This window comes from Sphingobacterium thalpophilum (assembly GCF_038396785.1).
Classification (GTDB): Bacteria; Bacteroidota; Bacteroidia; order Sphingobacteriales; family Sphingobacteriaceae; genus Sphingobacterium; species Sphingobacterium thalpophilum_A.
In genome coordinates this window covers 1915669-1929369 of sequence record NZ_CP151087.1, presented here as the reverse complement: position 1 = coordinate 1929369, position 13701 = coordinate 1915669, and the positions used below count along the sequence as shown (strand labels likewise).

12 protein-coding genes are annotated in these 13701 nt (G+C 38.1%); 9 read left to right on the top strand and 3 right to left on the bottom strand.

Translation table 11 applies throughout. From position 1 onward, the window contains the following. The first annotated feature begins 41 nt into the window (after nt 1–41). From AACH28_RS08690 to AACH28_RS08665, 6 genes are all read left to right on the top strand, one after another. Nucleotides 42–1163: a sensor protein KdpD gene (locus AACH28_RS08690; RefSeq protein WP_078690924.1), complete on the top strand. Its 1122-nt coding sequence runs from the start codon at nt 42–44 to the stop codon at nt 1161–1163. Nucleotide 1164: 1 nt separating this feature from the next. Further along, nucleotides 1165–2901 carry an ATP-binding protein gene (locus AACH28_RS08685; RefSeq protein ID WP_078690925.1) on the top strand — a complete coding sequence of 579 codons (1737 nt, stop codon included), beginning with the start codon at nt 1165–1167 and terminating at the stop codon, nt 2899–2901. Nucleotides 2902–2965: 64 nt separating this feature from the next. After that, on the top strand, nt 2966–3802 hold the full coding sequence (locus tag AACH28_RS08680) for an RteC domain-containing protein (RefSeq protein ID WP_341832742.1): 837 nt from the start codon (nt 2966–2968) through the stop codon (nt 3800–3802). 314 nt (nt 3803–4116) lie between these two features. After that, nucleotides 4117–4623, top strand: coding sequence for a sigma-70 family RNA polymerase sigma factor (locus AACH28_RS08675; protein WP_341832741.1), 507 nt, complete (start codon nt 4117–4119; stop codon nt 4621–4623). After that, the gene (locus tag AACH28_RS08670) at nt 4604–4903 is read left to right on the top strand and encodes a DUF4974 domain-containing protein (RefSeq protein WP_341832740.1); all 300 of its coding nucleotides are present in this window, start codon (nt 4604–4606) and stop codon (nt 4901–4903) included. Before AACH28_RS08675 ends, AACH28_RS08670 begins: the two co-directional genes overlap by 20 nt. 47 nt (nt 4904–4950) lie before the next feature. Next, nucleotides 4951–6732, top strand: a complete 1782-nt coding sequence (locus tag AACH28_RS08665) for a hypothetical protein (RefSeq protein WP_341832739.1) — start codon at nt 4951–4953, stop codon at nt 6730–6732. A 135-nt stretch (nt 6733–6867) separates the two neighbouring features. Here the strand turns inward: AACH28_RS08665 and AACH28_RS08660 are convergent, their stop codons facing one another. The 3 genes from AACH28_RS08660 to AACH28_RS08650 form a co-directional block, all read right to left on the bottom strand. Next, nucleotides 6868–7317 carry a KTSC domain-containing protein gene (locus tag AACH28_RS08660; protein ID WP_088160655.1) on the bottom strand — a complete coding sequence of 150 codons (450 nt, stop codon included), beginning with the start codon at nt 7315–7317 and terminating at the stop codon, nt 6868–6870. Between the two features lie 55 nt (nt 7318–7372). Then, nucleotides 7373–7594 carry a VF530 family DNA-binding protein gene (locus tag AACH28_RS08655; protein ID WP_046674232.1) on the bottom strand — a complete coding sequence of 74 codons (222 nt, stop codon included), beginning with the start codon at nt 7592–7594 and terminating at the stop codon, nt 7373–7375. An 82-nt stretch (nt 7595–7676) separates the two neighbouring features. Then, entirely contained in the window at nt 7677–8195 is a 519-nt protein-coding gene (locus AACH28_RS08650) for an NADPH-dependent FMN reductase (RefSeq protein ID WP_075991649.1), read from the bottom strand. 215 nt (nt 8196–8410) lie between these two features. Here AACH28_RS08650 and AACH28_RS08645 point away from each other — a divergent pair, with 215 nt between their 5' ends. The 3 genes from AACH28_RS08645 to AACH28_RS08635 all read left to right on the top strand — a co-directional run bounded on the left by AACH28_RS08645 (nt 8411) and on the right by AACH28_RS08635 (nt 13700). Next, nucleotides 8411–8968: a sigma-70 family RNA polymerase sigma factor gene (locus AACH28_RS08645; RefSeq protein WP_341832738.1), complete on the top strand. Its 558-nt coding sequence runs from the start codon at nt 8411–8413 to the stop codon at nt 8966–8968. Nucleotides 8969–9154: 186 nt separating this feature from the next. Continuing rightward, nucleotides 9155–10255, top strand: a complete 1101-nt coding sequence (locus tag AACH28_RS08640) for a FecR domain-containing protein (RefSeq protein WP_341832737.1) — start codon at nt 9155–9157, stop codon at nt 10253–10255. A gap of 169 nt (nt 10256–10424) precedes the next feature. Then, the gene (locus AACH28_RS08635) at nt 10425–13700 is read left to right on the top strand and encodes a SusC/RagA family TonB-linked outer membrane protein (RefSeq protein WP_341832736.1); all 3276 of its coding nucleotides are present in this window, start codon (nt 10425–10427) and stop codon (nt 13698–13700) included. Nucleotide 13701: the final 1 nt, after the last annotated feature.

Genomic DNA, 13701 nt, shown 5'->3' with positions numbered 1-13701 from the left:
TAAGGGGAATTTGTAAATTTATATAATCAAACGGTTTGTGTATGGACGAAAGAAAAAATGCCGAACATTTTTTGGATCTGATCCAAAAATCCCGAAGAGGAAAATTTAAGCTCTACATCGGGATGAGTGCGGGTGTAGGTAAAACGTACCGTATGCTGCAAGAGGCTCATACACTTTTACGCAATGGCATTGATGTAAAAATCGGTTATGTTGAAACACACAAAAGACCAGAAACACATGCTCTGCTGGATGGGCTTCCATTAATACCAAGACGTAAGCTTTTTTACAAGGGTAAAGAATTAGAAGAACTGGACTTGCAGGCAATTATCAATCTGCGACCAGAGGTGGTCATTGTAGATGAACTCGCTCATACCAACATAGAAGGAAGCAACAATGAAAAACGCTGGCAGGATGTACTCGATATTCTGGACGCAGGCATTAATGTGATCAGTGCGGTCAATATCCAGCATATTGAAAGCCTGAATGAAGAAGTACGGGAGATTACTGGGATAGATGTTCAGGAACGTGTGCCGGACAGTGTTGTAGCCCAAGCGGATGAGGTAGTCAATATTGACCTCACGGCAGAGGATCTGATCGATCGTCTGAAGGAAGGTAAAATTTATGAAAGTTCTAAAATAGCAGCGGCCCTGGGTAATTTTTTTAAGAGTGAGCACATCCTACAGCTTCGCGAATTAGCGTTAAAAGAAGTGGCTTCACAAGTTCAGCGAAAGGTAGAGACAGAAGTCGTACTGACAAGGAATATTAAGAAAGAACGCTTTTTAGCTTGCATCAGCTCTAATGAAAAAACAGCAAAAAACGTTATACGAAAGACCGCACGTTTAGCAAATTATTATAACAGCAAATGGTATGTTATGTATGTGCAAATACCTAAAGAAAGCCCGGATAAAATTGCTCTGGATAAACAACGGCATTTGATTAATAATTTTAAATTAGCTACTGAATTAGGAGCTGAAATAATTAAGGTAAAAGCTAAAAACACCACTAAAGCAATTATCAAAGAATGTGAAGACCGTAAAATAACGACGGTATGCATTGGCAAACCACATTTAAACTTAGCTAAAATAATTTTAGCGACTGATACCTTCAATGCCTTGCTGAACAAGCTGTCACAAGAAAATATAGATCTCGTAATACTTTCGTAAAATGAAAATAAAAGCAAAATTAACGGTTGGAGTTGGTGCTCTGTTCTTACTCATATTGGCATTAGCTGTTGTTAGTGGCTGGTATGTAAACCAACTCAAAAAAGATACGAATAATATCCTTGTTGCCAATTACAATACCTTGCAATATTCCAGAAATATGCTATTGTCTTTGGAAGATTTAGCAATAGACAAATCTGCTTTGGACACCTTTCAAAAGAATCTGGATCTGCAACAGAAGAATGTAACCGAGATAGGAGAAGTAGAGGCTACTAACCTCATCATTAAACATTTTAAACAGCTAATGATACAGCCTGAGGACTCCTCATTAATATCCAACATTCGGAAAGATATTACGGAACTGATGCGCTTGAATATGGAAGCCATTAACCGGAAAAGTGACATTGCCGATGATACTGCTCAAAACGCAATTGTTATTATTTCAGTTACAGGCTCACTATGCTTCCTGATTGCATTTATTTTACTGGTCAATTTACCTTCTAGTATAGCCAATCCTATTACGGAATTAACCGATAGTATAAAAGAAATAGCAGGACAGAATTATAGGAAGAGGGTGCATTTTGAAGGACATAATGAATTTGGTGATTTGGCAAAATCATTCAACACAATGGCTGAGAAACTGGAAGAATATTCCGAGAGTAAATTGGATAAAATCCTAAAAGGTAAAAAACGCATTGAAACTCTGATTGATAACCTGCATGATCCGGTTATTGGTATCGATGAAAATAAAAAAGTTCTTTTCGCTAATGAAGAAGCTTTGAGTATTTGTGGTTTAAAAAAAGAAGAATTTATTGGTAAACAAATACAGGATATAGCCGTTACCAATGATTTAATTAGAAATATTATCAAGGATATTTTTCTTCCGAAACCTGAAAATACAAAATCCGAACAATTAAAAATTTACGCCGATAGTAAGGAAAGCTACTTTGAAAAAGAGGTTGTGGACATCAACATCGTTCCAACTGGAGAAGCAGATAGTGAATTTATCGGTCAGGTTATTCTATTGAGAAATATTACACCATTTAAAGAGCTGGATTTGGCAAAAACCAATTTTATGGGAACTGTTTCCCATGAATTTAAAACACCTATTTCATCCATGCAGCTAGGTATCCAAATTTTGCAGAATGAAAAGACAGGTTATTTAAATGAAGAACAAAAAGGACTAATTAGTGGTATAAAAGACGATGTTGAGAGACTTTTACGAATCACCGGAGAATTGTTAAATATCACACAGGTAGAAAGTGGGGCTATTCAGATAAATCTGATTGCTTCTGAAATGAGACCTATGGTTGATTATGCTGTAAATGCTAATAAATCAGCTGCTGAACATAAAAACATAAACATTGAAATCAGTATAGAGGACGACGATCTTGTTGCAGCGGATAGCGAAAAAACGGCGTGGGTGTTGACCAACTTAATCTCTAACGCAGTTCGATATTCATACGAAAATTCCACGATCCATGTAAAAACAGAAAAGATAGAAGATATAATTCAATTTTCTGTAACAGACACCGGTCAAGGTATACAGCCTCAGTTCCTGAGTAAGATCTTTGAACGATACTTCCGTATTCCCGGTACTAAAAAAGAAGGAACCGGCTTAGGACTGAGTATAAGCAAAGAGTTTATTGAGGCTCAGGGAGGTAAAATATGGGTCGAAAGTGAGTACGGTGCAGGAAGTACCTTTTATTTTACACTCAATATATTTAATATTAATCAGTAATTTTCAACGTCTCTGAGCTGACATGATCTGAAGCTCGTCGTGGAAACTTCCACATATTTTTCTAATGCATAAATTTTACAAAGATAAACTTCGAGAACTTGATAGTAGACTAGAAGAACTTAAGATCGAATTTGATGAGCCTATTCAGCTATCAGAAATGGCTGTTAACCTCATACTTAGTTATCTTAAGGACATCAAGCTTTATGTTCTGGAAAAAGGTTTTATTGAAGAGAAAGATGAAATACACTTCTTTAAAAAACTAAAGCCAAGCATACTTTCAAAATTGATATACTATAATGCCGTCTTTAAGATTGAAACAAAAAAGCCATATGGCGGTTTCAAATCCATCAAAAAGTATCTTACCAATGAGCAGATAAGATTAAGGAAGTTCTTCGATAACAATCTGGAGTTCTATAAATATTTTAGAACGGACAGCAGTTATTTAGATAACAAGTACTTTCTAAGAGGAAAGCACGATATAAAATTAAGCCTTGACACGTACTATTTTCAATCCGACCATAGTTTTTCAACTTCTCATGATTATAAAGTAGCAAAAATATTAGCTAATGATTTAATACAAGTGTATATTGAAGATCAACTGGCGTGCTTACATAAAATTAATAAACCTTCAACTATTCAAACAAGTTTAAACTGGACAGCAAGTAAGACATCATTGATAGAATTGATATATGCACTACACTACCAAGGAGTTTTTGATAATGGAAATGCGGATGTTAAACTAATTGCAAAATATTTTGAAAGCGTTTTTAATATTGAATTAGGCGATTTTTATCATACCTATCTAGAATTACGAAATCGAAAAATGAGCCGAACCAAATTCTTAGATACGTTAAGGGAGTCCTTAATCAAGAAAATGGATGAACAAGAAGAAAAACAGTGAACCATACATAATGCACTAATATTTTCGTAAATTAGCGATTGATTTACAAGGATTTTTAGTGAAAATGAATGCATCTAGCACCATTACTAAATCGTTACCGATAACATTTCCGGTTCTTGTAAACTACTCTTTATAAGCCACTTTTGGCTTTATTGATCTTTTTTTGTTAAAAAATAATCACTTTAGAGCTGGATAACTAGCCAAAAAGCATGGGTCATTTTGATGGATCAAATTGAAATTCTGTCAGATACCAATTTCGATGTTCTTTGTGAAAAGGATAACAGCATTGAAACAAGACTATCTAAATGTAGATTATGATTAATAAAATCCTACAGCGGGCACCTACTAACGAAAAAGAGTTTTTTTTAGCTTATCGTTATTGGTACAGGAAATTATACTATTTTCTGTATCAGAAGACCCAATGTTCGAATCTCGCTGAAGATGTCGTCCAACAGACTTTTTTAATTGTTTGGGAACGCAAAAATAATGCGAATCAGCAAATCCAATTCAGTACCCAGCTCTTCCAAATTGCGCGCACAAAATTGATTGATGAATTGCGCCGGCGTGCATTGAATAGAAAATATGTAGCGTTTGAGAAACCATTTGTACTGACCCAATATGAAGATCTTGAACGACAAATTGCCTATAAAGGAGAGTTAGAATACGTAAAAGAGCTGATTACACAAATGCCTTTTATGCGGCAACAGGTCTTTTATCTTCATAAAATTGAAGAATTGAGTTATAAAGAAATTGCCGTCAAATTGTCTATCTCCCCGAAGACTGTAGAAAATCACACAACAAATGATTACAATCCGGGATAGTGATACAATAAAAGTAGGAAAGGAACCTGTCAAGGATCAGTTTTATAAATATTATGTGGATCGTGTGTTTGATTTTGAGAATACCCCATTGCAGCGTGTTGTTGAGTTGCTAAATCAAGCTTATGCGTATAAGATTATTATTGACCATCCTGCTGATCAGAAATTATTATTGACAGCAAAATTCGAACAAAATAGTTTAACTGAAATTTTGAAAGTCATTTCTAGCACATTTGGATTAAACGTAAATGTGAAAGACAGCGAGATTCATCTGACGAGGTGAGCCAACAGATAGATATATTTTCAGAACAAAATTGTATAGAAAACAACATGATACTATTTTTTATAAAGAGGGTAGAGCTTTATCTCTTAATTTTAATGCTGTGTTCGTTCCATTTGGGAAGGGCACAGCAAAAGCTCGCTGCAACGATTCAAATACCAGCCTTTCCAGAGGCTACTGTAGGTGAAGTTTTTCGCTTGTTAAAGGAGCAGCAGGATGTATTGTTCTCCTTTAATGGAAATATCCTACAGACAGACAGTGTGATTCATACTAAAGCCTTCAAAGGGAATTTGTATGATTATCTGGATCGGATTTTGGGCAAGGAATATAGTTTTAAAGAACTTGGAAGGCATATTATTATTCAATATATACCTCAGCGGATGTCGGTGGAATTTGAAGTGAAGACACCTCATAAAAACAAAGTTGTTATAGCGGGGTATATCAAAAATATTCGGACTAATAATCCGATTTCCAATGCCAGTATCTTTGATCGAAGTGCTTTATTGTCTACGTTGACGGACCGAAATGGCTACTTTGAGCTGGACGTAAAGAAAAAAAGTAATCTCATTGCAGTGAACGTTAGTAAGGAGGCTTTTCGGGACACCAGTGTTATGGTGATTTTTCCGATAGAAGCGCAAATTGGCGATAAGAAGAAGCGTGAATATGGCTATTTTGAAGGGTATGAAGAAGATCATGGTCTTTATCGATCTTTTTGGGGACGGGTATTTCTGTCTCCTGCCCAAAAGATCCAAAGTATGAATTTAGGCGGGATGTTTTTGTATAGCCCATACCAAATTTCGATGACACCGGGATTAAGTACACATGGTTTTATACAATCGCAAATTGTGAATAAATTTTCCATAAACATTATTGGTGGATCTACTGCGGGGGTAAAAGGTATTGAGCTTGGTGGCGTATTTAATATTAATCAATATGATATGCAAGGCTTGCAAATGGGCGGTGTTTTCAATGCCGTTGGGGGAAGTGTGCGTGGTGTACAACTTGCCGGTGTAGGAAACCGTGTGTTCGGAGAAATGAAAGGTTTGCAAGTGGCAGGCGTCTTCAATGGTGTAGGAGGAAATGTAAGTGGGGTACAGATCGCCGGTGTGGGAAACCATGTTTCCGGGGAAGTGAAAGGTCTGCAAATAGCGGGTGTTTTTAACAAAGCGGATACGGTTAGAGGTGTTCAAATCGCTGGTGTTGTAAATTTAGCCAATGAGGCTCCAGGAAAGACACAGCTTGCTAGCATACTTAACAATAGCGAATCGACTGTTGGAAGTCAATTAGCAGGCATCGCTAATAAAGCTAAAAAAGTAAGCGGAGTTCAGGTGGCAGGTATCGTTAATATTGCCGATAGTAGTGATTATCCCATTGGTCTGCTTAATTTTATTAAAAATGGTGAGCAGAGTCTTTCAGTAGCGGTCAATGAGGATCGCTATCTCGGATTACAATTTCGTTCAGGTGGTCGTGTACTCTATAGTATATTATCGATCAATAGGGCACTCGATGGCAACAGACCGGATAAATATGCCTTTGAAGCAGGTTTAGGTGCAGTATTGATCAATAGGACCAAGTTTAGTCTGCGTACGGAAATAGCTACACGTAATTATCTGACAGAGAAATTTAAAAGCCTGGATAATCATCAGTCCTCGCTGCGGGTAATTCCGGCGTTTAAACTAAGTGAGCGCATGTCTATATTTGTGGCTCCCAGCTTGAACTATGCGGAAAGAGACGAGAATTCAATTTATGGTGGTAGTACATTGTGGAAAGCTTGGCGGAGAGACCGTACCCGAAATACGTTTATGGAGGTGGAATGGCAGGTCTTATGCTAAAATTATAAAACTAAAAACTATTTGGCAATAGCATTGTTCTATAGATAGCTTTTAAACATTTAACATTTTACGTAAACGCCCTATATCAATCTGATAGCGGGCGTTTATCTTTGTATAGCTGAGAAAGAACAGTGTTTAAGCAACTGTCGCAGTCTTTAATACATTGCGGTAAGGATAAGAATGGAAGATGTGTCTACGGGCAAATCGACCTAAAGAATCTGCGTTGACAAATTTAATATAGTCATTCCGCTGAACACCGAAATATTCATATTGACTGCCGTCATGAAAAGTGACTGTCAATATTTGTGCTTTCCAGTCAATATCCTGAATGCCAGAATTGGTAATTGTCTCCGTGTAGATCGGCAACTGTTGCTCTAATGTTTCTGGACAGATGCTTACCAGGAAATGGTAGGCTTCAATCATTTCCACACTTTTTTGCTCTGCAGCCAAACGACCTTCTTCATCATTGACAAATTTATCTGGATGACATTCTTTCATGATTGTCCGGTAGGTAGATTTTAGGGTTTTAAGATCCACAGATTTCTCTACGTTAAGTAACTTCCGGTAGTCGGCAATTTTTTTCATGGCGGCAAAGATATGCTTAATAATCAGATTATTCGTTATGAAATATGAAAAAAACTTATTTCTTCAACAAGGTTTTTACATAGAGCTGTTCGACCTTCTCTCTAGCCCAAGGTGTTTTCCTTAAGAAAGTTAGGGAGGATTTGACGCTCGGATTCTCATTGAAGCAACGGATGGATATGCGTTGTCCCAACTCTTCCCAACCATAATACTCCACTAAATATTCAATGATCGTGTCGAGCCTTTTTCCGTGTAATGGATTATTAATTTGTTCTTGCATGTCGTAAAGATAATAATCTTCAAATTATGGATTGCGCTAATTTTTATGGTTTGGATGAAAATGGAGCTGAACCTAGTGTGTATTAATCTTCTTTAAGTTGTGTTGCCAGCTTTTCTAGTTCTAAATTGAGCTGTTCGTCCCAAATTGCCCCAGTGGCATCCAGTTTCCCTTTGACTCCTTGTATCAGCAGATTTCGTTTTTCATCAATTTGAGCGCCCAGTCCCTGCAGGATACGTTGTAGTTCGATATGCGCTGTTTCGCCTTGCGCAGCAGCGGTAATGATACTAACGGGTTTATCGGTGAAAACCGTGGTTGCGGCGCACCATTCAAGTAGATTTTTTAATCCACTGGGTACACTGAAAATATATTCAGGGCTACTGATCAATACCAAATCGGCATCGTTGATTACCTGACGAAGTGCAATAATTTCGATTGGTGGATGGGTCTGGCTTTCTTCAGGATCAAAATGAGGCAGTTCTTTAAGACGGTCAAATAGCGTGAAATGGATATTGGCACTAATCTCCTGTTGGAGGTGACTTACAATATGATGATTGGATGAATGTGCACTGGCGCTACCTACAATGGCAAAAATAGTTTTCATGTGAGTTTAAATCTAGTCAACGGCTATATACTGCTGCTGTGTTTTTACTTTTTATTTCCTTAATGAAGGAACTAAATTACAATATTCAATTCAAACGATTTACTTTGTTCTTCGCTTCAATGTAATTTTTCGTTTCTTTCTCCTTTTACCGATTAAGTTTATACTTTTGGAACTGAGGACTTATTATTGGCTTTTTTCGGATTATATGCTTTATTATGAGAAATAAAATGGGGTACCGCTTATTGTGGGAACGTATTCGTACAGGAGACGAGACGGCCTTCTTTGATCTATATGCGGCGCTCTATCAAGAGCTTGTCAATTTTGGAATACGCACTTGTGGCGACAGTGACTTGGCAAGTGAAGCAACCGATCAGGTATTTGTTAAAATTTGGGAAAAAAGAGAACAGCTAGATCGGGTAGAAAATGTACAGTCCTATCTCATTACTTTTTTAAAAAGACGTATTCTGCGTCTACTGGAGAAACAACATAAAATCAATACAGCCCTTCAAAATGTGAAAGCTGAAGATGATTGGGTGGAGATGCCCTATGAGGAGTTTGTCATCAAAGTACAGACGAATGAAATTATACAGATCCGTTTGAGGAAGGCGTTGGAGAAGTTGTCTTTTCGTCAGAAACAGCTGGTGAATCTGAAGTTTTTTGAGGGCTATTCCTATGAAAAAATAGCTGAAACTACGCAGATGTCGGTGAAAACTGCCTACAATACGCTTTATGATGCTTTAAAGATTCTGAGGGAGGAATTGAAAGATATCTAAGTTTTGTGTCTGGCTTTTTATTTTAAGGCTTTCAATAAATAACATGCTCGTACGATGTTAGCAGTAGGTGTGTTGGTATTTATTATTTAAAATAATTAATTGATTTTCAGTTGTTTGAAAAATAATTTAAATTTTCTTTAGGAAAAAGCCAGGCTTTAGGGCACTATAGAGTAAATACCCAAAAGAATGAGCCAAAAAGATTATAAACAGTTAGAAGATTTTTTGATTGATGATACTTTTCAAAAGTATTGTTCGGGAGAAGATAAAAACTGTATTCTATACTGGCAACAATATAGCCTGAATCATCCAGAACAAGCGGAGACGATTCTGAAAGCCAAACGCCTATTTCAACTCTTGGTTGGTAACCGTAGACCTGTGAATGAGCAATTGGAAAAATTGAAGACAGATCTGCAGAATGCTCCAGTAGAACATCGCGTGTCCTATCGGTTTAACTGGCCTAAATGGGCAGCCATTGCCGCTGTATTTGTCGCTTTGGTATCGGGCGGTATCTGGTATTATGCTCAACCGGGCAAAGTTGATACGACATTACCAATAAGCGCAATTGGCCAGATCTATCAAACAAAAAATGGTGAAAAAAAGACCTTCGAATTAAGTGACGGAAGTACAGTGACGTTAAACTCTGCGAGTAAATTGGAGTTATCGGCAGATTTCAATCAGGAATTGCGTGTGGTGCGGCTTGCGGGTGAAGGTTATTTTCAGGTGGCCAAGAATAAGGAAAAACCTTTTGTGGTACAAGCATCTGATTTTGATATCAAGGTCCTGGGAACAACATTTAATGTGAAGAGTTATTCCGATGAACCTACAGCAGAAGCACTGCTTGTAGAAGGTTCGATTGAAATGACGAGCAAAGGACAGCGTGAAAATTCTGTGGTCATCAAGCCGAATCAAAAAATCACGATCTTTAAGAATCAAGCTGAAATAGCAGTCGCTCGTAAAACCAATAAACCAACCGCGAGCAAATTACCGATTAAGGAGATTGCCATAGAGAACATCCCTACAATAGAATCCAATACAGCTGAAATACCAGATATTGCATGGCGTGAAAATAGATTAGAAATCGTGGACCAAGATTTTGAATCGCTTCGCCGGACATTAGAACGCTGGTATGATGTGGATATCCAAATCCAAAATGATCAATTAAAACAATACCGTTTTACGGCAACTTTTAGTAGGGAGAATATTGCTCAGGTACTGAGTGCTTTACAGAGCGTTGAACCTTTTAAATTTAATGTATATGGGAGAAAAATAACTATATCAGAAAAGTAAAAAGGATGGTGGACCAACACCATCCTTCATTGAAAAAATGATTAACCAAAAGCAGCAACATTGGGGCGTGCTGCTTAATATTAATTTTAACCAACACTAAAATATGATTAAAAATTGCTTATTGCAAATGCGCAATGGATATATTGTGCATTTTAGATTCATTATCCGGATGAAACTAGCCTTAATTATGACTACGTGTGCTGTTATGAATGTTTCGGCAAATGTATTTTCCCAACAAAAAGTCTCCTTGGATGTCCAAAAAACAAAACTGAGCAAGGTACTTAAAATGATCGAAGAGCAAAGTGATTATTACTTTGTTTATAATTCGACGAATGAAAATTTAAATAAAGAAGTGTCAGTCAATGCGAATAATACCAAGGTATTGGATGTATTGGCTAAGCTTTTCAATAAAAGTGGATTGGTTTATTCCGTTTCTAAGGAAGGTCTTGTGGTTGTCAGTCAACAGCAGCAGGTGGCTGTCGCAGGTGTCGTCACTGACGATAAAGGCAATCCCTTAGCTGGTGCTACGGTACGTGTTAAGGGAACCGCGGTAGGACGAGCGACAGATATCAATGGACGCTTTATGATCGATGCGGCAACGGGAAACACCTTAATTATTTCTTTTGCAGGTTACACTTCGCAAGAAGTGGCCGTAACCAAAGAGGGTGATCTGAAAATTGTTTTATTGGAAGATAATCGGATGCTCAATGAGGTCGTTGTGACGGCATTGGGTATGAAGAAAGAGAAGCGCTCATTGGGGTATTCTGTTACGCAGGTTGCCGGTGAATCGCTAACCACAGCCCGTGAAAATAATGTGATGAATTCACTCGTAGGAAAGGTGGCCGGGTTGGATATCAGTTCTACTTCTGGCGGTGCCGGAGCTGCGTCCAATGTGACCATCCGCGGGGTATCGAGTTTGAATCAGACAAATCAACCATTATACGTAATTAACGGTATTCCTATGGAAAGTAAGCCGGTAGGTATCGGAAACGCCAATTCCAAAGGAAACTCAGGGAGCCAATGGGATAATGCACCCGATCTTGGCGATGCAATCGGCAATATCAACCCAGACGATATTGAAAGTATTTCGGTATTGAAAGGTGCTGCAGCATCTGCATTATATGGTTCAAGAGCCAAGGCAGGGGTTATCCTTATTACAACAAAATCAGGAAAAGGCAATTCGATCGATTTTAATAGTAACCTTGTTGCCGAGCAAATTATAGACAACACGAATTGGCAAACAGTCTATGGTCAGGGGGCAAACGGTGAGAAGCCAACGAACCAAGCAGGCGCAGCCCAAGTGGGAGGTTCAAGCTGGGGAGCTAAATTAGATGGAACACCCGTCGTACAATTCGATGGCGCATCAAGACCTTATTCATTACAAAAGGGAAATTTAGATCGGTTTTACCGCACTGGTTCGACATGGACTAATACATTAGCGTTAAATAAATCATTTGATGGTGGCTCTATTCGTCTGTCAGGGACAGATGTCAATAACAGATCTGTTGTTCCAAATTCGGGACTGAAAAGACAGTCGTTCAATTTGGTTGGACTTTTTGAGCCACTCAAAGGTTTGACGATTGATGCACGCTATAATATGATTCTGGAGCAAGTCAAAAATCGTCCAATGGTTTCTGACGGTGCTGGAAATGCCAATTACAACGTCATGTTTTTGCCAACGAGCATCAATGTAAACGATTTGAAGCCATGGAAAGATGACAATGGAAAAGAAATCCTTTATAATTCGGGGAATGTGTATGCAACCAACCCTTGGTTTGCAGCAAATGAGTTTATCAATAATACGAACCGGGATCGTTCGATCGCTTCCGTAACAGCAAAGTATACCATGGGTAATGGTTTGTTTGTTCAGGGAAGGGCAGGAAGAGATGGTTATACCGATCATTATAAGAATGTTGTTCCTTCTGGCACCGGCTATTATGAGAATGGTAAAATTGCAGAGCAAGAAACTAAATTTGCAGATATTAATGCCGATGTTTTGGTCGGTAAGTCATTCACTTTCGGAGATTATACCCTTACACCTAATCTTGGTGCGAGTTACCGAAATACTAAAATCAGACAGACGACCAATTTAGGTACCGACTTCGCGATATTTGGTGTGTATAATATTTTGAACGCAAAAAATAAGTCGGTAGCGTATCTCGAAAGTGAATCGGAGACACAGTCTACTTATGGTACCTTAGAATTTGCTTATAAAGATATAGCTTATTTGACTGGTAGTTTACGCTCTGACTGGTTTTCTACCTTAGCCACACCTGGAGTAGATAATAAATTAAACTCTGTTTATCCCGCAATCTCGGGTTCATTTATCTTTTCAGAATATCTAAAACCATCATGGTTGAGTTTTGGAAAGTTGAGAACAGGTTTTGCTCAGGTAGGACAGGCAACAGATCCTTATCAAACCTTGTTAACCTATAATTTTAGAAGTGAGGTACTAAACGGACAACCTTTAGGGGTTATTAACAATGTGAATATTCCGAACTCTTCTTTAAAAGCTTCTACAGCAACAGAGTTGGAAATCGGAACGGAGTTGCGTCTTTTTAATGATCGTGTAAATTTGGATCTAACATGGTATAACAAAAAGTCGAAAGATGAGATTTCCTTTATCACAACGCCTTCCGCAAGCGGATATGCTGGTGCCGTACTCAATGCCGGTAAAATGCAAAATAAGGGATTTGAAGCATTGATTTCAGCCACAGTTGTCAAAACGGAAGATTTTAAATGGGTATCCTCATTGAATGGTTCTTACAACGACAATAAAGTGATTTCATTGGCTGAAGGAATGGACGAGCAGACGGTAGCGACTTCGCGTTCGGGTGTAGGTTACTTAATGAATAAAGTTGGTATGCCTGCTTTTCAGATCATGGCTTTCGATTATAAATACGATAGTAATGGTGAGATCGTAAAATTGGCCGATGGTTCTCCTGACCGGGGTGAGTTAAAGTCCTACGGTTCGGCAATGAATAAATGGTTTGCTGGCTGGAACAATGAGTTTAGCTACAAAAGGTTCAATTTTTCTTTCTTGGTTGATGGAAAATGGGGTGGAAAGCTTTTCTCGGGAACAGATTACTACGGTTATATTTTTGGATTACATCAGGAAACTGTGGCTGATCGTGAAAGCTTGGGCAGAACAGCTTCTACTTATTATACCAATACGGCAAATAATGTATCTAAGATATTTGTAAACAGCGCTGATTTTGTAAAATTGAGACAGGTCGTTATGGGCTATACTTTCCCATCCAATCTATTTAATAACAAAGTTAAGTCGATTACAGTAAGTGCTGTAGCGCGCAATCTCTGGACGATCATGAAGAAAACAAATAACATAGATCCAGAGTCGAGCTATAATGCAACTTTCCCGGGCCTAGAGCTTGGAGGTGTACCAGCTGTACGTACTTACGGTGTTAATTTAAGTGTTAAATTCTAAT